Genomic DNA, 21,526 nt, shown 5'->3' with positions numbered 1-21,526 from the left:
CTCGCTCACTCTTGAGTCCCAATCTGGAGGCGGTCACCGTTGCCGATCCCGAACGACGAGATGACGTCGTAGCCGCTTACGGCAAAGGCTTTGTCATTAAGCGCCAAAGAGAATCCTTTGGGCAGCGCCAGTCCCCTCGCCGCACAGCCCTCCCGGATCAGCTGCGTCAGCCGATTGACCGTGACTTCGCTGGGTACCAGCAGGTCGATGAGCTTGCCTGCGTGTTCCAGGGTGACTTCGATCACAACGGTGCCCGCTTTCTCCTCGCCCAGAGCCTCCCTAGCAACACGCCCGCTACGAGCACCACCGGCACAGCCACCGCAGCTGCTGCGCCGTACGACACGGGAGACGCTTCGCTCTTTTCCGGCGTCGCCTTGAGCGCGTCCCGCGACGAGTAGTCACCGAACAGTGCCGCCCGAACCTGTTGATAGTTCACGCTGGTCTCCACGCGCGCGAAGTCGAGGGTGGTGGCGGCCGTCAGCCGGCCAGCCGCCGCCTCTTGCTCCTCCTGCGCCCTCGCGGAAACATCCGCGGAGAACAAGTCGCCTCGAATTTTGAAGTCTCCAGAGGAAGCGGTGCCCACCGACTCGTTGACGAGAACATGAGTGTCGAGGTCCAGCCGCCCCTCACCGTCGTCATCGATGGCGAATGCGGCAGCAGGTGCGCTTACCGTCAGCACGGCAGCAAGCGCACCTACACACGACCCTCTCACGAGGAGTGAGCGCCGTGCCGAGTCTTTTGTGCGCGGGAAGCTACTAAAAGCCGAAGCTCTGCGCATCCTGCGCGTCACGCTCAGCAATAGTGTCCGCATACTTGTTCAACTGCTCGTTGATGTTCACCAGCAGCTCCTCGAACTTCTTCACGCTCTCCGACAGCTGGTTGTACTGCTCGAGATACGCCTGGAACGCCTGACCCTTCCACTGCTCAGCAATGGTCGAGTTCATCTGGTTCACCTTCTGAATAGCCTGCTCGATCTCTTCCTTCGAGCGGGTGTAGACCTGAGCCTGCTGCTTCAGTTCTTCCGGCGTAACACTGATTTGAGCCATGAAAGATCCCTTTCTTGATACTGCTCGGCACTCTAGCATGCCGCCTGTAAAGAATAAGGAGCCCCGAGAGTCACCATCGTCACGAAGGCGCGAAGTGAAACGCCGTTGGCGCAGCCGAGAAAGGACTTAATGTCCCAAAGAACGTGATCGTGGACAACACGAAACGGAGGCTTATGCACAGTATCCTTACCTGACTATCGTATAATTTTCAGTCAAAAACTGATTTCATTCGGGACTCCTATCATCGAACTCCTCACGAAGCCGAGCAGGCGTGGATCACCGAAAACCTCGCTGCACGACCAACTCTTCACCTGGTCCAGGAAACGTTGGGCGGCTCACCGCGCGGCAGAAGAAGCGGAGGTGATGCGAGAGGCGCTGGCGTCTTTCGCATCGTGCGAGGTCGGCGCGCAATCCTGTTTCCACTGGCCGTGACGTTGTCGTTGACGAGATCGCCGTCGCGGTCGCCTGCGTCAGCCGCGCACGGTGCGACCAGCGGCGAGCCCGAGCCCGGCCGCGAGTGCCAGTTCGAGGGCCGCGACAGCCCCGACCACCAGCGGATCCGGCCCGACCTGCGCGAGCCGCCCTGGCCCTGCGGCCCCCGCCGAGAACCAGGCCAGCAGCCCGAGCAGCAGCCCGCCCACCACTCCGATGCCGGCGGCGGCCGCGGCACCCCAGCGCAGCAGTGAGCGGCCGTCGAGGGCGTCGAGCACGGCGCAGCGCATGCGCCATCCGGCGGCGAAGCCCGCGAGCGCCGGCACCAGCAGACCGAGGAACCCGAGTGCCGAATCGCCCTGCGGCAGCGCGGCGAGCACCGGGATCGACGGGATCGGTCCGAGCAGCGTGCCCGCTGGGCTCACCGAGGAGCCCGCTCCGAGTGCGAAACCCGGCCCGATCAGCCAGCTCGCGGCCCAGATCACGAGGTTGGGGACGAATGCCACTTGCCCGAGCGTCAGCGTGAACCCGCCGAGCGCCTCGCCACCCAGTGCCTCGTACAACGCGACGACGGCGGTGTAGTTCGCGACCACAAGCACCGCGACCAGAACAGCCGCCGCGCCGATCACACCCGCCGTCGCCAGAGCACCGCCGCGCAGCGACGCGAGTACGAGGCCGGGCGCGGGCGCGGGGAGGCGATGCAGAGACTCCGTGGCAAACTCGCTCATCCGGCCTCCCTCGCCACTGCCTGCGGACTGCAGCGCCGCTCCGATGAGCACGCCGAGTGCAAAGACCAGGGGCGGAAGCACCGTCCCTTGCACGGGGTCGACCGTCGCCGCAGAGCCCGAGGAGCTGAGCACGACGAGGAGCGCGAGAACAAGGTAAGTACCGATCGCAACAAGGATTCCGATAGCGCGGAACGGCGACTCCTGCGCACGCCTGCCCGTGCGCACGCCGAGGAACAAGGTAAGCAACGAGAAGGCCAGCGGCGCGATGGTGACGGCGAAGCGCTCCGTGCCCCCCGGCAGCCCCAGGGCGAGGGCGGAGTCGGGAGCCAGGCCCGCCTGCAGGTCAGCGCCGTGCCCGAGCAGCCAGAAGTCAGCGGCGATGCGCCAGAACACGCCCCAGTCGACCGCGGTGTGGTACTGCACGGCCCAGAGAACGGTGAGCGGGACGAGCGGTATCGCGATGCCGATCAGCGCCGAGAGCGCGGCATCGAAGGCGGCGAGGAGGGCAACGGTGATCCGGTTCATGGGCCTGTCGAGCCTAGCGGCGGCTCACTCCGAGCCCGGGCAGAGGCGCGCCGCGCGGTCGCTCGGTCCCCTACTGTCGAGCCGTGACGAGGACCAGTGATCGACCGAGCGGGGCGGAGCCTGGACCGCCTGGTGAACGTCACCGACGCGACGGTCGCCATCGCGATCACCTTTCTCGTGCTATCGCTGGTCGACGTCGTCCAGGAGGGTCGCTCGCCCGATCTGGGGACGCTCCTTGCCGGGAACTACGGCGGGCTCTCCGCCTCTCATCACCTTCGCCGTGATCGGGCGGCTCTGGATTCTGCCTTCTGCTGCTCGCACTCGCGCGTACGCTGCTGGTACCTGCCATCGGGTTGTGGTGGCTGCTCCTGCTGGTCCTGCAGCATCCGGTCGCGGCGCTGCTCTTGCGGGCCTCCCGCGGGTGATATCGGAGGCTCGGCAGCGAGACGCGCTGAAACGGACGAGACGCGCTGAAACGGACGAGATCCCTCGCCGCGGCAGGGGACCTCGTCCGTTCGGCCGTATCTCGCGACATTTCACGAGAGGAGGAGGGTCGCCTACAGCGCCACGTAGACCTCGCGGAGCAGGGCGGCCGTCTCGGACGGCGTCTTGCCGACCTTCACCCCCGCGGCCTCGAGGGCCTCCTTCTTGGCCTGCGCAGTCCCGGCCGAACCGGAGACGATCGCGCCGGCGTGGCCCATCGTCTTGCCCTCGGGGGCGGTGAAGCCCGCGACGTAGCCGACGACCGGCTTCGTGACGTTCGCCTTGATGAAGTCCGCGGCCCGCTCCTCAGCATCGCCGCCGATCTCGCCGATCATCACGATCGCCTTCGTCTCCGGGTCGGCCTCGAACGCGGCGAGCGCGTCGATGTGCGTCGTGCCGATGACCGGGTCGCCGCCGATGCCGATGGCGGTCGAGAAGCCGAGATCGCGCAGCTCGTACATCATCTGGTAGGTCAGGGTGCCCGACTTCGAGACGAGGCCGATCGGGCCCTTGCCGGTGATCGTCGCGGGGGTGATGCCCACGAGCGACTCGCCCGGCGTGATGATGCCGGGGCAGTTAGGGCCGATGATCCGGGTCTTGCCGCCCTTCTCCTGCGCGTACGCCCAGAACTCGGCCGAGTCCTGCACCGGGATGCCCTCGGTGATGACGACGAGGAGGCCGATCTCGGCGTCGATCGCCTCGATGACGGCGTCCTTCGAGAAGGCGGGCGGGACGAATGCGATGGAGACGTCGGCGCCGGTGGCTGCCATCGCCTCCTTCACGGTGCCGAAGACGGGGAACTCGACATCGCCGTGGGTGACGGTGGTGCCGGCCTTGCGGGCGTTGACCCCGCCCACGACATTCGTTCCGGCCTTGAGCATCAGCGCGGTGTGCTTGGTGCCCTCGCCGCCGGTGATGCCCTGGACGATGACCTTCGAGTCCTTGGTGAGGAAGATCGACATGCTTGTTCTCTGATTCCTTGAGTCGTCGGATCGGTTACGCGGCGGCGAGTGCGGCGGCCTTGTCCGCGCCCTCGTCCATCGTCGCGGCGAGCGTGATGAGGGGGTGGGCAGCGGCCTGGAGGATCGCGCGGCCCTCCTCGACCTTGTTGCCGTCCAGGCGGACGACGAGCGGCTTCGTTGCCGAATCGCCGAGGATCTCGAGCGCCTGGAGGATGCCGTTGGCGACCGCGTCGCACGCGGTGATGCCACCGAAGACGTTCACGAAGACGCTCTTGACCTGCTCGTCGCCAAGGATCACGTCGAGGCCGTTCGCCATCACCTGGGCGGAGGCTCCGCCGCCGATGTCGAGGAAGTTTGCCGGCTTCACGCCGTTGTGCTTCTCTCCGGCGTAGGCGACGACGTCGAGGGTCGACATGACGAGGCCGGCGCCGTTGCCGATGATCCCGACCTCGCCGTCAAGCTTCACGTAGTTGAGGTCGTTCTCCTTGGCCTTAGCCTCGAGCGGGTCGGTGGCGTCCTTGTCCTCGAGCGCGGCGTGATCGGCGTGGCGGAAGCCGGCGTTCTCGTCGAGCGAGACCTTGCCGTCGAGCGCGACGATGTCGCCCTCCTCGGTCAGCACGAGCGGGTTCACCTCGACGAGCGTGGCGTCCTCGCCGGTGTAGACGTCGTACAGCTTCACCAGGACGGGTGCGACCTTGGCGATCAGTTCCTCCGGGAACTTCGCCGCGCGGGCGATCTCCTCGGCCTTGGCCGCATCGATGCCCTGGCCGGGGACGACCTCGACGCGTGCGAGCGCGTCCGGGCGCTCGACGGCGAGCTGCTCGATCTCCATCCCGCCCTCGTAGGAGGTGAGCGAGAGGTAGGAGCGGTTGGCCCGGTCGAGCAGCACCGAGAAGTAGAACTCGCGGTCGATGCGCGCACCGCCGGCGACCATGACGCGCTTCACTACGTGGCCCTTGATGTCCAGGCCGAGAATCGACTGCGCCGCGGCGAAAGCGTCCTCGGGGGTCTTCGCGACCTTCACGCCGCCCGCCTTACCGCGGCCGCCGATCTTCACCTGCGCCTTGACGACGGTGACGCCGCCCAGCTTCTCCGCTGCGGCGCGCACCTCCTCCGGCGTGTCGGCGACGATGCCCGGGAGTACGGGGACGCCGTACTTCTCGAACAGATCACGGGCCTGGTATTCGAAGAGATCCACGCTGCATTCCCATTCCGCGCCGAGCGCGCTTGCGTTTCGAGTTCGAGGTGGCCCGGACGGCGCCGGAGTCTCGGCACTGTCCCTGGGCCGCGCCGAGTCTACTCCGCACCCGCCGGACGCTTCCCGTACCGCGGCTCAGCGTCGGCCGCGCGCCCGCCGAGCACCTCTGCCGCTGCTCCGGTTCGCTGCGGCCGCGTAGCGTGGTCGCATGTCATCGGCCTCCCCGACCCCGGACGTCTTCCGCGAGGGCGTGTTCCTGGTGGCGGGTGCGCGGGCGATCCTGCTCCAGATCGCGTACCCCGCCGTCGGCCAGGGGGTCGCCGAGCACTCCGACTTCGTGCGCCGTGCGGCGAACCGCCTGCACGGCACCCTCTCCTACCTCTACGTCCTGCACTACGGCACCGCGGAGGACGTGCGTGCCGTCCGCCGCCGGGTCAACCGAGCGCACCTGCCCGTCCGCGGACCCGGCTACACCGCGTTCGATCCGGAGCTGCAGCGCTGGGTCGCCGCGACCCTCACCCAATCGATGCTGCAGCTCTACGAGGGCGCGTTCGGCGCGCTCACCGAGGAGGAGGCGGACGACATCGTGCGCCGCTCCGTCGTCGTCGGCGCGGCCCTGCAGATGCCCGAGGAGCTTTGGCCCGACTCCCGCGCCGCCTTCGACGCCTACTGGCAGCGCGAGCTGGGACGCCTCGAGGTCACGCCGGCCGCCCGCCGCGTCGCCCAGGACCTGCTCGGACCGAGCATCGCCGCCTGGTACCTGCGCCCGCTCGGCCCCTACCTCCGCCTGATGACGGCCGGGCTACTGCCCGCCGAGCTGCGCGAGCCGTTCGGCTTCCGCTGGAGCGCCCGGCAGGAGGCGCGGTTCGAGCGTGCGCTCGGGTGCACCTTCGCCATCTACCGCCGCCTCCCCGCGGCCTTCCGCACGGCGCCGAGCCGCTACTACCTCGCCCGGGTCCGCCGCGACGCTCAGAAGGCGGCCACGACCTCCCAGCCCGCGTAGGCCGCGAGTTCCAGCCCGAGCGCCTGCGCCGCCGCTCGCGCCTCGTCGATCCCGCGCTCGTCGCGCACATCCACGGTGATCGGCACGCTGTCCCCGAAGCCCGCGATCTCGACTCGCGCACTCGTCGGACCGCTGTAGAGCGGCACATGCGCGTCGGCCGTCCGTGCCCCGACCACGCGGGAGCCGGTCGCCTCCGCGATCACCGCCAGGGCGAACGGAGCGGTCACGACGGCGTCCGTGTGCAGCGTCACCTCACCGCGCATCTGCGCCTCCCGTCGTCTCGCCCCCGGAGCCGGGCACTCCGACTGTAGGTAACGGCGCTCGCCGGCCGCACCCCCTTCCGCCGGGAGCCGGGATGCGCACGGCCCGCCCACCCGTGCTGACGATCCCGTGCGGAACGCTCGACGCGGCCGCCCGGCGGATCTACGGTGGAGCACCCGGTGACTGCCGCGGCGGTCACGACGACTGGAGCCCCGATGAGCAGCACCGAACCCCGTATGGCCGAGGCCCCCGCCGCTCCCCCACCGCCGACCGCCGCCGTCGGCACCCTCTCCGTCGCGGCAATCCTCGCGGAGGCGGCGCGGCGCACTCCGGACACGATCGCGATCCGCGTTTGCCGCCAGACCGTCGACTACGCGACCCTCTGGCGGCAGACCCGGGCCTACGCCGGAGCTCTCCGCGCCGAGGGCATCGGCCCGGGCGACCGCGTGGCGCTGCTGATCCCGAACGTCCCGGATTTTCCGCGCGGCTATTTCGCGGTGCTCGCTTTGGGCGCCGTGGTGGTCCCGGTGCACGCACTGCTCAAGCACGACGAGATCGCCTACGTCCTGCGCGACTCCGGAGCCGCCGCGCTCGTGTGCGCGGCTCCTCTGCTCGCCGAGGGCGCCGCCGGTGCGGACCTCGCCGGCGTGCCCGTGCTCAGCGTGATGGTGCCCGACGGCGACGACTCGCCCCTGCCGCGCCTCGAGGACCTCGCCGCCGCCGCGACTCCGATCGACGGCTACGTGCCCCGCTCCCCCTCCGACACGGCGACGATTCTGTACACCAGCGGCACCACCGGACGCCCGAAGGGGGCGGAGGGGACGCACTTCGCGATCGTCTCGCAGTCGGACGTGCTGCTGATGAACACCTTCGACCTACACCCCGGCGACGTGGTCCTCGGGGCGCTGCCGCTGTTCCACACCTTCGGGCAGGTCTGCGCGATGAACACGGCCTTCCGCACCGCCGCCACCGTCGTGCTGGTGCCGAAGTTCGACGGCGACGCTGCGCTCGAGGCGATGATCGCCCACGGCTGCACGGTGTTCGAGGGCGTGCCCACGATGTACGTCGCCCTGCTCGACGCGGCGACTCGGCGCGCGGACCGGCCGCCGCTGCGCTACGCGGTCTCTGGAGGTGCCGCCCTGCCCATCGCGGTGATCGAGCGGTTCCGCGAGGTGTTCGGAGTCGAGATCTACGAGGGCTACGGGCTCACCGAAACCTCCCCGGTCGCCACGTTCAACCACGTCGGAGTTCCACCCCGGGCGGGTACCGTCGGCACACCGATCTGGGGCGTCGAGGTCGAGGTCGCCCGGCACGACGTCGCCGACCACATCAAGCTGCTCCCGCGAGGCGAACTCGGCGAGATCGTGGTCCGTGGTCACAACCTGATGAAGGGGTACCTCGGTAATCCGGTAGCCACCGCGGAGGCGGTCGTCGACGGCTGGTTCCGCACCGGCGACCTCGGCACGAAGGACGAGGAGGACTACGTCCGCATCCTGGACCGGACGAAGGACATGATCATCCGCAACGGCTACAACGTGTACCCGCGGGAGGTCGAGGAGGTGCTGATCAGGCACCCGGCCGTGCAGAACGCAGCGGTCTTCGGCATCCCGGACGAGCGCCACGGTCAGGAGGTGATGGCCGCGGTGATCCTCGCCCCGTCGGCGACCGCCACGGCGGCAGAGCTGATCGCCCACGCGAACGAACACCTCGCCGCTTTCAAGTTCCCGCGCCGCATCGAGTTCGTCGAGGCGCTCCCCCTGGGCCCGAGCGGCAAGATCCTCAAGCGCGAACTCGTCGCCCGCTACGCCGACTAACCAGCCCCGCCCCCCCCTCCCCGCGAGATGCCACTTGAGTACGCCCGACACGGCGTGTCGCCTTCATAAGAGGCATCTCGCGGGGCTCGGGGGGCGGGGGGAGGGGGCGGGGGGGCGGGGGTTAGGCGAGGAGGGACCAGACGGTCCAGGCGAGGACGGTGCCGACGGCGGCGCCGGCGAGCACTTGGGCGGGGGTGTGCGCGCCGAGGCGCACCCTCGACCAGAGCACCCAGAGCACGATCGGCACGCTGATCAGGAGGGAGAGCGGTCCGTAGCCGATCAGCACGACGACGGCGCAGGTCGCGACGACCGCCGCGTGACCGGACAGCTTCCACACGAGAGTGACCAGGCCGACGGCCAGCACCACGGCCACCGTCACCACACCGAACGTCGTCACCGCCGCGGGAGCGCCGAGCAGAGCGAGAAGCACCAGCCCGACCACGATGGAGACCAGCGCCAGGCCGATCGGCAGCGCGCGCTCGCGCCGGTCCGGTATGTGGTGGTCGCCGTGGATCCGCCCGCTGCGCAACAGCAAACGGATGATCAGGTAGGGTACCGCCCCCACGAAGAGGGCCGCCAGTGCACCCCACGCGATGCCGAGCAGAGGCGGATCCGCGACTCGCGCGCCGACCAGAACCGGCACGATGACCGCGAGGACCGCCGGCGAGAACGCCTCCGTCGCGAACCGCGCCGACGCTGTGCCGCCCACCACCGGGCTAGATCTTCTCAATCGGCGCGACCTTGATCAGTAGCTTCTTCGCCCCGACCTGATCGAAGAGCACATGCGCGACACGCTTCGAGCCCTCACCGGTCACCGCGTTCACGCGCCCCTCGCCGAAGTCGGTGTGCCGGATGCGGTCGCCCGCGATCAGCTCGAGGTCGCCGTTGTCGCGCACCATGCCGGTGATCCGGTTGGGGAAGTCTCCCTTGGCCTTCGGCGCCGCGGCGAGCGCCTCCCGAAACTCCGTGTTCGAGCGCGACCGGCCGAAGCCGGGCCGTTGCGCATTGAGCGCCCGGGGCTGAGTGCCGCCCCGCGAGGTCGCCGCGCCCGGCGACTGCCGCCACTGGATCAGCTCGCCGGGGATCTCTTGCAGGAACCGGCTCGGCATCGCGACCGAGGTCTCGCCGTACTGCGCGCGAGTCATCGCGAGCGAGAGGTAGAGCCGCTTGCGGGCGCGGGTGATGCCCACGTAGAACAGCCGCCGCTCCTCCGCCGGGCCGCCCGGCTCGTTGGCCGAGATGCGGTGCGGCAGGAGGTCCTCCTCGATACCGGTGAGGAACACGGCGTCGTACTCGAGCCCCTTGGCCGTGTGCAGCGTCATCAGGGAGACGGTGCCGGAGTCGTCGTCGAGGTCGTCGGCCGCGGCGACGAGGGAGACCTCGGTGAGGAAGTCGACCAGTCCGCCGTCGGGGTTGTTGCGCGCGAACTCCTTCGTGACCGCGATCAGCTCGTCGACGTTCTCGGCGCGCGCCTCGTCCTGCGGATCGCGGCTCGCACGGAGCATGTCGAGGTAGCCGCTGCGAGTGAGCAGCGCCGTCAGCACCTCGTGCACCTTCGCCTCGCCGCCCTCGCGAGCGGGGTCGAGCATCAGCGCGCACTCGTCGAGGAGAGTCACAAGGTCAACGATCGCCTTCGTCACCTTCGGGCCCATCCCCAGCGAGCCGGCGTTGCGCATCGCCTCGCGCAGGGTCACCGCGTTGGTGTCGGCGAACGACTGCAACTGCGCCTGGGTCGCCGGGCCGATGCCGCGCTTCGGGGTGTTCATGATGCGCCGCAACGCGAGAACGTCGGCCGGATTCGCGACGGCGATCAGGTACGCCAGCGCGTCCTTGATCTCGGCGCGCTCGTAGAACTTGGTACCGCCGAGGATCCGGTAGGGCAGTGCCGAGCGGATAAAGATCTCCTCGAGCGCACGGGTCTGGGCGTTGGTGCGGTAGAAGACCGCGATCTCGTCGTAGCCCGTGCCCGCCGCGTGTAGGCGCGCGATCTCGTCGACGACGAACTGCGCCTCATCGTGACCGGAGTACCCGGTGTAGCCGACGATCTTTTCCCCGTCGCCGCTGGAGGACCACAGGTTCTTCGCCCGCCGGTCGAAGTTGTTGGAGATGACGGCGTTCGCGGCCGAGAGAATGTTCTGCGTCGAGCGGTAGTTCTGCTCGAGCAGGATCACCCGGCAGCCCGGGAAGTCGCGCTCGAACTCGACGATATTGCGGATGTCGGCCCCGCGGAACGCGTAGATCGACTGGTCGGAGTCGCCGACAACGGTCAGCGAGGCCCCCGGGATGGAGCCGTCGGCCGTGACCGGTCCGCGGTAGGGCCGGTCGAACCGGGCCGCCGAGATGGTTGCCGGCGGGACGGGGCGGGTGAGCTCGTGGATCAGCGAGTACTGCGCGTGGTTCGTGTCCTGGTACTCATCGACCAGCACATGCCGGAAGCGGCGCTGGTATTTCGCGGCGACCTGCGGAAAAACCCGGAAGAGGTAGACCGTCTGCGCGATCAGGTCATCGAAGTCGAAGGCGTTCGCTCCCTCGAGCGCCCGCGAGTAGGCCCGAAAGACCTGGAGGAACATCTCTTCATTCGGGTCGCTGAGGTTCGCCGTCCGCGCGTAGGAGTCGACGTCGGCCAGCTCGTTCTTGAGCTTCGAGATCTTCGCGGAAGCGCTCGCTACGGTGATCCCGAGCGAGTCGGCCTCCAGGTCTTTCACGATGCGCTTGAGCAGCGCCCGCTGATCTCCCGAGTCGTAGATCGTGAACGAACCGGTCATGCCGAAGTTCTCGGCCTCGCGGCGCAGAATGCGCACGCACGCGGAATGGAACGTCGAAATCCACATCCCCTCGGCTCTCTGCCCCACCAGCTTCTCGACGCGCTCACGCATCTCGGCCGCGGCCTTGTTGGTGAACGTGATCGCGAGGATCTGACTCGGCCACGCCTCGCTATTGCCCAGGAGGCTCGCGATGCGCCGCGTCAGCACGCTGGTCTTGCCCGAGCCCGCCCCCGCGACGATCAGCAGGGCGTCCCCGCGGTACTCGACCGCCTCGCGCTGCTGCGGGTTCAGCCCTGCGACCAGCTGCTCGTGCGCCGGGTCGGTGGTGGGCGCCTCCGCGGGGCCGCCGGGGGACCGACGATGACCGGGGTGGCGCGGGAGTCGCTCGGATCGAAGAGAAAGCTCATGTCCCTCCGAGTGTAGATCGCCCCTCCGACACCGGGACCGGGTCAGGCGCTCCGCGGCCGCGGCACGGACGAGGTGAGCGCCCCGCCGACATCCAGGCCGCGCCAGGCGAGCGAGAAGCCGAGCACGGCAAGAGTCGAAGTCGATACCGCCAGCAGCTGGAGCAGGGCGAAGGCGGCGAGGTCCTTCGTGTCGTCCGGGTAGTACTGAATGCCCTGTACGGCGAGCGCCGCGAGCAGCACCACCACGACCACCGCGCACGCCAGGAGCAACCGGTTCACGCCGCGTCGCGGGTGCTTGCGCGGCGCTCGGCCCACTTGAGCACGCGTCGTCAGCCAGGCGCAGGCCGCGGAGGCGGACACCAGCGCGACGAGGTCGGCCCCAGGACATCGCTCGCTCGATGCCAGGATGCGGCCATCGTCACATTGCCGACCAGCACCACGACCGCTCCGCCCAGCGAGAGCACGACGGTGCGCGCTCGCCCGGGCACGACCATCGCCAGGGCGAAGACGACCGAGACCGCCGCTGCGGTGTGCCCGCTGGGGAAGCTGCCGCCGGTGTACCAGGAGTCGGTGTCGACCAGCTCGGGCCGGTCGAGCACCACGTTCTTCAGCAGCTGTGTGAGTCCGGCGGTGACCACGATGGAGCCGACGGACGCGACGGCCAGCGCGGGCCGCCGACGGATCAGCGCGATCGCCGCAGCGAGCAGCGCGCCGACGACCATCGAGAGCGGAGTGACGTCGGCGAGGGTTCCCGCCGCGGTGCCGGCGGCCCGGCCGAACACGAGATCGGCTCCGCGGAGCCCCGAGTTCTCTACGCCCTGGCCCTGCGGCGTGAGGACGGCGAGCCAGTACACGGCGGCGACACCGATCGCGGCGAGGACGCCGGTGGTGATCCAGCGGCGGGTGATGCGGTCGCGGGTGGACACGGGCCCTCCTCTCGAACGGGGGTTGCGGCCAGAGTGTCCCGATGATGCCAGCGCAGCCTCCGCGTCCGCCCGGCACGCGCCGGAGGGCCAGCGATCCACGCCTCGGGTGCGCTCAGCGGCGGTGCCGGCGCTCCAACTCTGCGGCTCGCGCCTCGATCGCCAAGTCGGGCTGATCGGCGAAGACGCCGTCGACTCCGCAGCGGAGGATCATCGCGAACTCCTCCCGCCAGGCGCCGTACTCCGCCGGGTCCTTCCCGCGGCGGTGCACCTTCTCGAGGAAGCGGTTCTCGGCGCGCAGGGTCCAGCAGTAGACCTCGAGCCCGGCGTCGTGGGCGTCCGCGACCAGTGGGCCCGCCCCGATGGCCCGTCCGGCCGCGTCGCGGGAGAGAAGCATCTTCTTGTCGACGCTGATTCCGTCGACGACACCGACGAGATTGCGCAGCCCAGCCGGCGTGGTGAAGGCGGAGTAGGGGGTCGCGGCGGCGCCGTGAGCGGCGACTAGGTCCGGCGGGGCTCCCCGCGACTCGAGCAGGTAGACGCGGCGAGCGCCAACTCCGCTCACCGCGAGCCGCTCCAGAACGGTCTTCTCGAAGCTCTCGATCGTCAGCCGCGGGTCACGCGGACCCCAGCCGGCAGCGGAGAGTTCCTCGCGCAGCAGCACGTCCAGCGGCAGTCCGATCGCCGCGAAGTAGGTCGCATGCTTAATCTCGGCGACGAGCCCCGGCGGCGCGAGCGGCTCGTCCTGCGCCGCCCGATCCAGCAGCGCCAGCAGCTCGCTGAAGCGCAGCAGGGGGAACTGCCCGTCGAAGGTGGCGCTGGAGGGGCGTGCCGAAGGCAGCCGCTCGCGGGCGCGGAGCACCGAGAGCTCGTCCCAGGTGAAGTCCTCGGTGAACCAGCCGGTGATCTCACGGCCGTCGATCCGCTTGGTGGTGCGCCGCGAGGCGAACTCGGGGCGCCGCTCCACATCGGTCGTGCCCGAAATCTCGTTCTCGTGCCGGAGGACCAGGACGCCGTCGCGAGTGGCCACAAGATCGGGCTCGAGCGCGTCGGCGCCGAGCGCAACAGCCAGCTCGTATGCGGAGCGGGTGTGCTCGGGGCGGTAACCGCTCGCGCCTCGGTGGCCGATGACGAGCGGGGACAAGCGCGCGGGCATGCGGGCATCCTACGTGTGGGCTCGTACGACTCGCAGCGGAGTCGAGGTCCGCTCGAAGAGAACAGCCAGACTCTGAGAGGTGCTCTCAGATAAGGTAGTGGTCATCGTCGCGATTCCTTCGGGAACATAGCGGCGCACCCCGCACCCACAGTGACTCAGATTCGCGAGCTCCTTCGGAGACCGGCGCACCTGAAAGAAGAGGAACCATGGCAAGCAACAATCCGGCCTTCGGGCGCCCGGAGTTCAGCAACCGCGGCTACGCCGGCCGCGTGCAGGACGTCCCTGACGTCTCCCCCGGCACGCTCGACCAGATGTACAGCCGCCCGGCCGCCGGGTCGGTCGAGACCGATCGGATGACCGTCGAAGACACTCTCGCGAAGACGGCACTCGCCTTCGTGGTGCTCCTCGCGGGTGCCGCCGTCGGCTGGTTCGTCCCGCAGCTGATGCTCCCGGCCGTGCTCGTCGCACTGGTCCTGGGCATCGTGAACGCCTTCAAGAAGGTCCCGTCGCCCGCACTGATCCTCGGCTATGCCGCGACCCAGGGCATCGGTGTCGGAGCGATCTCCCGCTTTTTCGAGAGCGCGTACGCCGGAGCGGTCGTCCAGGCCCTCATGGCGACCGTCATCGTGATCGGCGTCACCCTGGCGCTGTTCATGAACGGCAAGATCCGCACCTCGCCGAAGCTCAACAAGATCTTCTTTATCGGCATGATCAGCTATGCGGTTTTCTCGCTGGTCAATCTGGGCTTGGGCCTCTTCGGCGTGGGCGGCGGCTTCGGTCTGCGCACCGGCTTCATCGGTATCGTGATCGGCCTGATCGCCGTCGCTCTCGCCACGTACTCGCTCGTGATGGACTTCGAGTTCATCCAGCAGGGCGTGCGCAACCGCCTCCCCCGCATCTACGGATGGACCGGCGCCTACGGCATCCTGGTCACCGTCGTATGGATGTACCTGGAGCTGTTGCGCCTCATCGCGATCTTCCGCCAGTAGCAGTCCGCCAGTAGCAGATCGTCCCCGAGTAGCTCAGCGCGACACGTCCGACGGGCGCTCGACCTCCGGGTCGGGCGCTCGTCGTCGTCTGTGCTCCCTGTCAGCCTCGCCGCCGGCCCGGATGCTCTGCCCGCGGGCCTGGCACGATGGAGTGATGAGTGTCGCCGCAGACTCCCGCATCGTCGGCCTCGATGTCGCGCGCGGGCTGGCCGTACTCGGGATGTTCGCCGCCCATCTCGCTCCAGTCGAGATCGAAATGCTCTGGAACGGACGCAGCTCGGTCCTCTTCGCCGTACTCGCCGGAGTGTCGATCGGGCTGATAACCGGAGGCGCCGGCCGCTCCCTTCACCCCTGGCGCGACACCGGGTCAATCCTGCTCCGCGGGCTGTACCTGCTCATCCTCGGCGCCGCCCTGACACTGCTCGGGACGCCCATTGCGGTGATCCTGCCGCACTACGGCGTGATGTTCCTCGTCGCCGCGCTCCTGCTCTTTCTGCCCCGGGCGCTCCTGGCCGTGCCGGTCGCGGTAACCGCGATCGCCGGTCCTCTCGCGGTCGACGCGCTGGCCGACACCGGCGGCACCTGGCTCTCGGCTCTTCCGCCCACTGAGGCGCTCCTCGCCGCGCAGCCGCTGAACTGGTTCACCCAGTACTACCCGGTCCCGTCGTGGACCGCGTACGTCATCCTCGGGCTGCTGATCGCGCGCTCCGACATCCGCTCGGCGACCACTCAGCGCTGGGCCGTCGTCGGTGGTGCCGTGGCGGCGGTCCTCGGCTATGGCGGGGGCTGCTACAGGGTGGGCCGGAGGCGGTCGAGGCACACGCGAGCACGACGGCCGAGCTGATCGGCGCGGGCGGGGTCGCCTGCGTCGCCATCGGAGCGCTGACGGCCCTCCTGCAGCGGCTGACCCTTCTGGCGCGGGCCGCAACTCCGCTGGCCGCCGTCGGCGCCATGCCGCTCACGATTTACTCGCTCCAGCTCGTCGCGCTAGCGATCTACCTGGTGCCCTACGAGCCGTTCGACTTCGAGGCGTGGCGGAGCTGGTCCCTACTCGGAGTGTTCGCGATCGGCTCCCTCGTCGCCGCGGTGGTGTGGCGGCGGTTCGTGGGGCAGGGTCCGCTGGAGTGGCTGCTGTCGCGCGCGTCGCTGCGGCCTCCGGGTCAGCGCCCGGCGCTGGGTTAGGGTGGCCGGATGATTACGCGTCGCGAGGCCGCTCAGCGCCTCGACATCCCCCTCGAGATGGCGACGCGGCACGGCATCCCCACCCGCCTCTCGGAGGAGGAGCTGGCCGCCCTCGAACAGGATCCGCCGGCGTGGCTGGTGCAGTCGCGCGCAAATCGCACCGGTCGGCGTCCGGTATGGGTGAGCCTCGACTGCACCGTCTGCGGCCGCTCCGAGGCCGCCCGCCCGAAGAAGTGGTGGCCCGAGTTCACCTTCCTCGTCTGCGAGGACCACTCCCCCGCCTCCTGGCCGCACCACCCCGAGGGCCACCGCCGCGACGAGTACGACGGCATCGGCACCCGCTTCATCGGCGTCCTCGACACCCCCGCCTAGCCCCCTCCCGGGCCGACACCGTACGCCCCACCGCACGATTCGCAGGACTCCGCACGATTCGCAGGGTCTTCTCGCCCCTCACACCATCGCAAGCCGCAGGATCCGCCTCCGCGGCCAAATCCCCTGCAAATCACACCCGCCCCGCCCCGCCCGCGGGCCTCCGCGCGGTCAGCTGCAAGGCGGAGAAGGGCGCGATACCAGCGGTATCGCAACCGACGACAACGCCGCAGATGACCGTGCGGAGGCCCGCGGGGCTACTCCCACTCGATGGTGCCGGGGGGTTTGGACGTCACATCCAGTACGACCCGGTTCACTCCGCTCACCTCGTTGGTAATGCGGTTGGAGATACGGGCGAGCAGGTCGTAGGGCAGGCGGGTCCAGTCGGCGGTCATCGCGTCCTCGGAGGAGACGGGGCGCAGCACGATCGGGTGGCCGTAGGTGCGGCCGTCGCCCTGGACGCCGACGGAGCGGACATCCGCGAGGAGGACGACCGGGCACTGCCAGATCTCGGAGTCGAGGCCGGCGGCGGTGAGTTCGGCGCGGACGATCGCGTCGGCGTCCTGGAGCAGGTCGAGCCGTTCCTGGGTGACCTCTCCGACGATGCGGATGCCGAGTCCAGGCCCGGGAAACGGCTGGCGTCCGACGATCGCCTCGGGGAGGCCGAGCTCGCGGCCGATCGCCCGGACCTCATCCTTGAACAGAGCGCGCAACGGCTCGACGAGCGCGAACTGCAGGTCCTCCGGGAGCCCGCCGACGTTGTGGTGCGACTTGATATTGGCGGTACCGGTGCCGCCGCCGGACTCGACGACGTCGGGGTAGAGCGTGCCCTGCACGAGGAAGTCGATCGACTCGCCCTCGCCCTTCGCCTCCAGCACGAGCGCTTCGGCAGCCGCCTCGAACGTGCGAATGAATTCGCGTCCGATGATCTTGCGCTTCTGCTCCGGATCGCTGACGCCGGCGAGCGCGTCGAGGAACTGCTCGCGCGCGTCGACGGTGACCAGGCGGACACCGGTCGCGGCGACGTAGTCCTCCTCGACCTGGCGACGCTCGTCCTTGCGGAGGAGGCCGTGGTCGACGAACACGCAGGTCAGCTGGTCGCCGATCGCGCGATGCACGATCGCGGCGGCGACAGCGGAGTCGACTCCGCCGGAGAGGCCGCAGATCACGCGGCCGGAGCCAACCTGCTCGCGGATCACCGCGACCTGGTCGTCGATCACAGTGGAGGAGTTCCAGTCGGCGGGGATGCCCGCGGCACGGTGCAGGAAGTTCTCGATCACGGCCTGGCCGTAGGCGGAGTGCTTGACCTCCGGGTGCCACTGCACGCCGTAGAGGCGCCGCTCGTCGTTACCGAAAGCGGCCACCGGGGTGGAGGTGGTGGAGGCGAGAACCTCGAACCCCTCTGGCGCCTGGGCGACCGAGTCGCCGTGACTCATCCACACCGTCTGGTCGGCGGGCTGATCGCCGAGGAGCACGCCGCCGTTGGTCGAGATCGCGGCGTCCGTCGCTCCGTATTCACGCAGCCCCGTGTTGGCGACCTCGCCGCCGAGCGTCTTCGCCATCACCTGGAAGCCGTAGCAGATGCCCAGGACGGGGACCCCGAGGTCGAAGATCGCCGGGTCGAGCTGCGGGGCGCCCTCCTCGTACACGCTGGACGGGCCGCCAGAGAGGATGATGCCCACCGGTGACCTCGCGGCGATCTCGGCGGCCGTCGCGTTTGAGGGCACGATCTCGGAGTACACGTTGGCCTCACGGACCCGCCGTGCGATCAGCTGCGCGTACTGCGCGCCGAAGTCGACGACGAGCACCGGCTGCTCGGACAGGTGCGGTTGGGGAGCGGTGGGCTGCTCGCTAATGGGGGGCCTCCACGGAGTCGGTCGGGGTATTCGGGTCAGTGTTGGCGCTCCGGCGCTGGAGGTACTGCTCAACTTCGCGGGCGATACGAGTCTCGACAATGAAGGAGAGGGTTGGCACCACGCCTCCCAGCGCGATCAGGACAAAGCGGGCGAACGGCCAGCGCATCAGGCTCCACAGGCGGAAGTCGGCGAAGAGGTAGACGACGTAGAACCATCCGTGCGCGATCAGGATGCCCGTCGAGACGTTCGCGCCGGTGCCGCTCGACCTGTACTCGCCCCCCGGAACCTCATACATCGGGGCGACGTGCAGCACGCCCTGCTGGCCGAACGCGAACAGCTCGAGGTGGAGGACGTACTTCAGGAGCATCTCGGCGCAGAGCAGGAGCAGCATGACGCCGGTGATGATCGAGGTCACCCGGTAGAAGCGCAGCGCGCTCCGGATCGCAGGGAACTGCGCAGGCTTGGGCTCGAGGGGCATGGCGACCAGTTTACGATGCGGGGGCGGGCGACCCGGCCCCGGCGGCCCGGGCGCGCTCCTCGGCGTCGAGCGCCTCCTCGGCCTCGCGCTCCCAGGCGTCCTTGACCAGGCGGAACCAGAGGTAGAGGGCGAAGCCGGCGAACACGGCCCACTCGATCGCGTAGAAGACGTTGAGCCAGTTCAGCGAGACGTCGCTGACGCGAGCCGGGGAGTCAATGGCCGCCAGGCCCGCGACCGGCTCGTCGATGACGACATAGCCCAGATAGACGTCCCGCGGCGGGTCCGGCCAACGGTTCACGAGCGCGGGGATCGAGAGCGCGGTGAGCGTCGTCGGGTCCAGGCCCTCGGCCGGTGCCTCGGCGGCCTCGTTCGCGACGAGGCGGCCGGAGAAGGAGGAGGGTGCCTGCTCGCGTCCACTGTTCAGCGCGTCCGCGACCGACTGCGCCCGCGCCTGGTCCCGAGTCCAGCCGTAGGCGAGCACCAGATCGGCGTCGGCGGTTCGGGTGCGGGCGATCACCCACCAGCCGGGCTGCTCGCCGTTGAGGCGGCCACCAAGGATCTCGGCTCCGCCCGGCACGAACGCGGAGGAACCCTCCACGCGCTGGCCGTCGGCGGTGGCCGTAATCGAGCGGGAGGGGGTCGCGACCTCCCGGAGCGGGAGCGTCGTCTCCGACACTCCGGAGTCGGGCGCGGCGGCCTCGACCGCACGGCCGACCTGCCACTGGCCCAGCCCAGCGAAAAGCCCGGCAACCAGGAGCGCGAGCAGCAGCGCGGCGATCCAGCGCGGGCGCCTGGCCACCTGCCAGAGCGTGCTCTGCATCATTCGTCCCTCGTCCGACTTCGATCCGCGCGGTGTCCCGCGGGCCCCAGGAAGCCTAACCCGTGAGCGTGGGAGGTCCGTGGATCAGTAGTCCGGCTCCCGCGGGCGGCGGGGGCGGGAGTCGTCGGCACCGTCGGACTGCTGCATCGCCTGGTCGATCAAGACCTGCCGCATCGGATCGGGAAACTCGTCGTCCAGCTCGTCCGGCTCCGCGGGGCGTCTCGGAGGAGCGAAGGCCTCCTCGGCGGTGGCGGCGGGTGCGGCCATCGCGGCCTCCACGAGCGCGAAGTCCTCGTCGTCCATCGCCGACATCGCCGCCGGTGCCGCGTGATGCCTCCTGCGCGAGAGCAGCGCGCCGATGCTCTCGGAGCGCGAGGCCAGGATCGGTCCCACGATCGCCATGATCAGCACGTACAGGCCCGCGAAGGGCTGAATCCGCTCGTCGAGCCCGGCCGAGAGCGAGAGTGTCGCGAGGATGAGCGCGAATTCGCCGCGGTTGTGCAGGATGAACGCCGCATTCAATCCCGCACGCGGCCCGAGCTTGTTCAGCCACGCGACGAACTGCCCGGCGCCAAGATTGAGCACGATCGTCATCACCGCGGCAATCAGCACCGGGACTACCACGCTCGGGAACGCACCCGGGTCAAGCCCCAGCCCGAAGTTGACGAAGAAGAAGGCGCCGAACACGTCGCGCAATGGGATCGCGATGTGCTCGACCCGGGAGCGGAACCGCGTCGCTCCGATCACGAGACCGATCAGGAACGCGCCGATCGCGTCCGTCACTCCGAGGACCTCGCCGATCCCGCCGAAAAGAAGGGCGAGGCCGAAGAACAGGATGGTGAACAGCTCATCGTCGCGGGTGCGGAAGAGGCGTGAGACGACCTTCCCGCCCCAGCGGGCGACCGAGAACATCACGACGAGGAACGCGAACGCTATGAACAGCTTCAGCACGACCGGCCACGGCTCGGTCTCGCCCGAGAGCACGACGGACACGATCGCCAGGTACACCGCGATGAAGATGTCCTCGACCACGGTCACGCCCAGGATCATCGGCGTCTCGGGATTCGCCAGGCGCTTGAGCTCGATCAGCAGCTTGGTGACGATCGCGCTCGAACTCGTGGCCGTGATGCCGGCGATGATCAGCGCCTCACGACTCCCCCAGCCCAGCGCGAAGCCGAAGCCCAGGCCAACGGCCATGTTGACCGCGATGTACGAGCCGCCGGAGAGGATCAGCCGCACGGCGTTGCCGAAGAACTCGTCCTGGTCGAACTCGAGGCCGAGGTTGAACAGCAGCAGGATCAGGCCGAAGACCGCGGTCAGCTCGATGTAGCTCGGCTCGAAGTCCAGCGGGAACAGTGGGAAGTTCGGACTCGCGAGGAGCCCGACGACCATGTAGATCGGGATGGCCGGGAGCCCGATCGTCCTCCCCAGACGGCCCAGGACGTAGGCGACGACGAACAGGAGGCCGAGGACGATGAGGTCTTCGCCGTGGTGCATCCTCAGGCTCCGGGCGGGGCGTCGACCGTCTTGGCGAAGCTGCCGGTGCGGAAGAAGGCAAACGCCTTGGCGACCTTCTCGGGGCTGCCCGCGACCACGAGGGTGTCGCCCGGGAAGACCCGGAAGTCGGGGGCCGGCGCCGGATTCGCGGCGTCCCCGCGGACGACGGCGACGACGGTGAGGCCGACGATCCCGCGGTCGGCGGGCTTGCCGAGCTGCTGACCGGCGATGTGGTCGTCGTAGTCGACGGTGAACCAATCTATCGAGAGGCCGGGGATCTGGTCGAGCGCGGTCAGCGACTCGGTGATCTGCGTACCGCCGAGCAGCTCCGCGAGTGTGTGCGCCTCGTCATCGCTCAAACGGAGCGACACCTTGGCGCCGTCCTGGTCCCCCTCGGCGAAGGTGATCAGGTCGCTGTGCCCCGACCGGTGCGCGATCACGCCGACCTTGCCACCGTCGGCCGTCAGGAACGTGTGCAGCACTCCGACACCGGGCAGCTTGACCCTGCGGACCTCGACCATGCGTGCTCCCTCCGCGCCGTGCGACGCTGCTGACTCGGTGACCGAACTAGCTTAGGCGCGCGCGCCTCCCTCCTGTCGAGGGAACCCCGACCCGTCCAGGGAGCCTGCTAA

The 21,526-nt window shown here is 69.2% G+C and carries 22 protein-coding genes and 1 pseudogene; 6 read left to right on the top strand and 17 right to left on the bottom strand.

Annotation, left to right across the window (positions count from 1 at the left end):
• Positions 1–5: 5 nt before the first annotated feature.
• From C1O28_RS02115 to sucC, 6 genes are all read right to left on the bottom strand, one after another.
• Positions 6–245 carry an EsaB/YukD family protein gene (locus C1O28_RS02115; protein WP_104316372.1) on the bottom strand — a complete coding sequence of 80 codons (240 nt, stop codon included), beginning with the start codon at positions 243–245 and terminating at the stop codon, positions 6–8.
• Positions 242–679 carry a hypothetical protein gene (locus C1O28_RS02110; RefSeq protein WP_104318189.1) on the bottom strand — a complete coding sequence of 146 codons (438 nt, stop codon included), beginning with the start codon at positions 677–679 and terminating at the stop codon, positions 242–244. The genes C1O28_RS02115 and C1O28_RS02110 overlap by 4 nt, the downstream gene beginning before the upstream one ends.
• Positions 680–755: 76 nt before the next feature.
• Positions 756–1,046, bottom strand: a complete 291-nt coding sequence (locus C1O28_RS02105) for a WXG100 family type VII secretion target (protein ID WP_097168067.1) — start codon at positions 1,044–1,046, stop codon at positions 756–758.
• A gap of 470 nt (positions 1,047–1,516) precedes the next feature.
• Positions 1,517–2,731, bottom strand: a complete 1,215-nt coding sequence (locus tag C1O28_RS02100) for a cell division protein PerM (RefSeq protein ID WP_097167659.1) — start codon at positions 2,729–2,731, stop codon at positions 1,517–1,519.
• A 557-nt stretch (positions 2,732–3,288) separates the two neighbouring features.
• Entirely contained in the window at positions 3,289–4,176 is an 888-nt protein-coding gene (sucD, locus tag C1O28_RS02095) for a succinate--CoA ligase subunit alpha (protein ID WP_097167660.1), read from the bottom strand.
• Between the two features lie 34 nt (positions 4,177–4,210).
• Positions 4,211–5,374: an ADP-forming succinate--CoA ligase subunit beta gene (sucC, locus tag C1O28_RS02090; RefSeq protein WP_097167661.1), complete on the bottom strand. Its 1,164-nt coding sequence runs from the start codon at positions 5,372–5,374 to the stop codon at positions 4,211–4,213.
• 208 nt (positions 5,375–5,582) lie between these two features.
• Between sucC and C1O28_RS02085 the strand changes: the two genes are divergently transcribed.
• Positions 5,583–6,377: an oxygenase MpaB family protein gene (locus tag C1O28_RS02085; protein ID WP_097167662.1), complete on the top strand. Its 795-nt coding sequence runs from the start codon at positions 5,583–5,585 to the stop codon at positions 6,375–6,377.
• Here the strand turns inward: C1O28_RS02085 and C1O28_RS02080 are convergent.
• Positions 6,344–6,640 (bottom strand): Rossmann-fold NAD(P)-binding domain-containing protein, encoded by a 297-nt coding sequence (locus C1O28_RS02080; RefSeq protein ID WP_097167663.1) that lies wholly within the window; start codon positions 6,638–6,640, stop codon positions 6,344–6,346. The two genes, C1O28_RS02085 and C1O28_RS02080, sit on opposite strands and share 34 nt — an antisense overlap.
• Positions 6,641–6,874: 234 nt before the next feature.
• Here C1O28_RS02080 and C1O28_RS02075 point away from each other — a divergent pair, with 234 nt between their 5' ends.
• Positions 6,875–8,452, top strand: a complete 1,578-nt coding sequence (locus C1O28_RS02075) for a long-chain-fatty-acid--CoA ligase (protein ID WP_097167664.1) — start codon at positions 6,875–6,877, stop codon at positions 8,450–8,452.
• 121 nt (positions 8,453–8,573) lie between these two features.
• On the opposite strand, the gene C1O28_RS02070 is transcribed toward C1O28_RS02075, so the two are convergent.
• From C1O28_RS02070 to C1O28_RS02055, 5 genes and pseudogenes are all read right to left on the bottom strand, one after another.
• Positions 8,574–9,164 carry a phosphatase PAP2 family protein gene (locus C1O28_RS02070; protein WP_097167665.1) on the bottom strand — a complete coding sequence of 197 codons (591 nt, stop codon included), beginning with the start codon at positions 9,162–9,164 and terminating at the stop codon, positions 8,574–8,576.
• A 4-nt stretch (positions 9,165–9,168) separates the two neighbouring features.
• A pseudogene (locus C1O28_RS02065) lies at positions 9,169–11,574 on the bottom strand (ATP-dependent helicase); the annotation flags it as partial.
• Positions 11,575–11,666: 92 nt separating this feature from the next.
• Entirely contained in the window at positions 11,667–11,903 is a 237-nt protein-coding gene (locus tag C1O28_RS15520) for a hypothetical protein (protein WP_244210508.1), read from the bottom strand.
• Between the two features lie 50 nt (positions 11,904–11,953).
• Positions 11,954–12,550, bottom strand: coding sequence for a phosphatase PAP2 family protein (locus tag C1O28_RS02060; protein WP_127821398.1), 597 nt, complete (start codon positions 12,548–12,550; stop codon positions 11,954–11,956).
• A gap of 112 nt (positions 12,551–12,662) precedes the next feature.
• Positions 12,663–13,703, bottom strand: coding sequence for a glycerophosphodiester phosphodiesterase family protein (locus C1O28_RS02055; protein WP_097167668.1), 1,041 nt, complete (start codon positions 13,701–13,703; stop codon positions 12,663–12,665).
• 206 nt (positions 13,704–13,909) lie between these two features.
• Here C1O28_RS02055 and C1O28_RS02050 point away from each other — a divergent pair, with 206 nt between their 5' ends.
• The 4 genes from C1O28_RS02050 (at position 13,910) to C1O28_RS02040 (ending at position 16,246) form a co-directional block, all read left to right on the top strand.
• Complete coding sequence (locus C1O28_RS02050; RefSeq protein ID WP_097167669.1) at positions 13,910–14,692, top strand: Bax inhibitor-1/YccA family protein; 783 nt, start codon at positions 13,910–13,912, stop codon at positions 14,690–14,692.
• Positions 14,693–14,846: 154 nt separating this feature from the next.
• Positions 14,847–15,536 (top strand): heparan-alpha-glucosaminide N-acetyltransferase domain-containing protein, encoded by a 690-nt coding sequence (locus tag C1O28_RS15515; protein WP_237398250.1) that lies wholly within the window; start codon positions 14,847–14,849, stop codon positions 15,534–15,536.
• Positions 15,428–15,874, top strand: a complete 447-nt coding sequence (locus C1O28_RS02045) for a DUF418 domain-containing protein (RefSeq protein ID WP_244210528.1) — start codon at positions 15,428–15,430, stop codon at positions 15,872–15,874. Before C1O28_RS15515 ends, C1O28_RS02045 begins: the two co-directional genes overlap by 109 nt.
• A 9-nt stretch (positions 15,875–15,883) precedes the next feature.
• A complete protein-coding gene (locus tag C1O28_RS02040; protein WP_097167671.1) occupies positions 15,884–16,246 on the top strand; it encodes a DUF5997 family protein in 363 nt (120 codons plus the stop codon).
• 254 nt (positions 16,247–16,500) lie between these two features.
• On the opposite strand, the gene guaA is transcribed toward C1O28_RS02040, so the two are convergent.
• From guaA to C1O28_RS02015, 5 genes are all read right to left on the bottom strand, one after another.
• Positions 16,501–18,066 (bottom strand): glutamine-hydrolyzing GMP synthase, encoded by a 1,566-nt coding sequence (guaA, locus tag C1O28_RS02035; protein WP_097167721.1) that lies wholly within the window; start codon positions 18,064–18,066, stop codon positions 16,501–16,503.
• 28 nt (positions 18,067–18,094) lie between these two features.
• Positions 18,095–18,577, bottom strand: coding sequence for a DUF3817 domain-containing protein (locus tag C1O28_RS02030; protein ID WP_097167672.1), 483 nt, complete (start codon positions 18,575–18,577; stop codon positions 18,095–18,097).
• Positions 18,578–18,587: 10 nt separating this feature from the next.
• Entirely contained in the window at positions 18,588–19,400 is an 813-nt protein-coding gene (locus C1O28_RS02025; protein ID WP_097167673.1) for an SURF1 family cytochrome oxidase biogenesis protein, read from the bottom strand.
• A gap of 81 nt (positions 19,401–19,481) precedes the next feature.
• Positions 19,482–20,894, bottom strand: coding sequence for a cation:proton antiporter (locus C1O28_RS02020; protein WP_097167674.1), 1,413 nt, complete (start codon positions 20,892–20,894; stop codon positions 19,482–19,484).
• A 2-nt stretch (positions 20,895–20,896) separates the two neighbouring features.
• A complete protein-coding gene (locus C1O28_RS02015; RefSeq protein WP_068256939.1) occupies positions 20,897–21,415 on the bottom strand; it encodes a cation:proton antiporter regulatory subunit in 519 nt (172 codons plus the stop codon).
• Between the last annotated feature and the right edge of the window lie 111 nt (positions 21,416–21,526).

Origin of the sequence: Rathayibacter rathayi (assembly GCF_004011095.1) — a bacterium.
GTDB lineage: Bacteria > Actinomycetota > Actinomycetes > Actinomycetales > Microbacteriaceae > Rathayibacter > Rathayibacter rathayi.
Note: the sequence above shows the minus strand (reverse complement) of the source record. Positions and strands in the feature narration are given on the sequence as shown.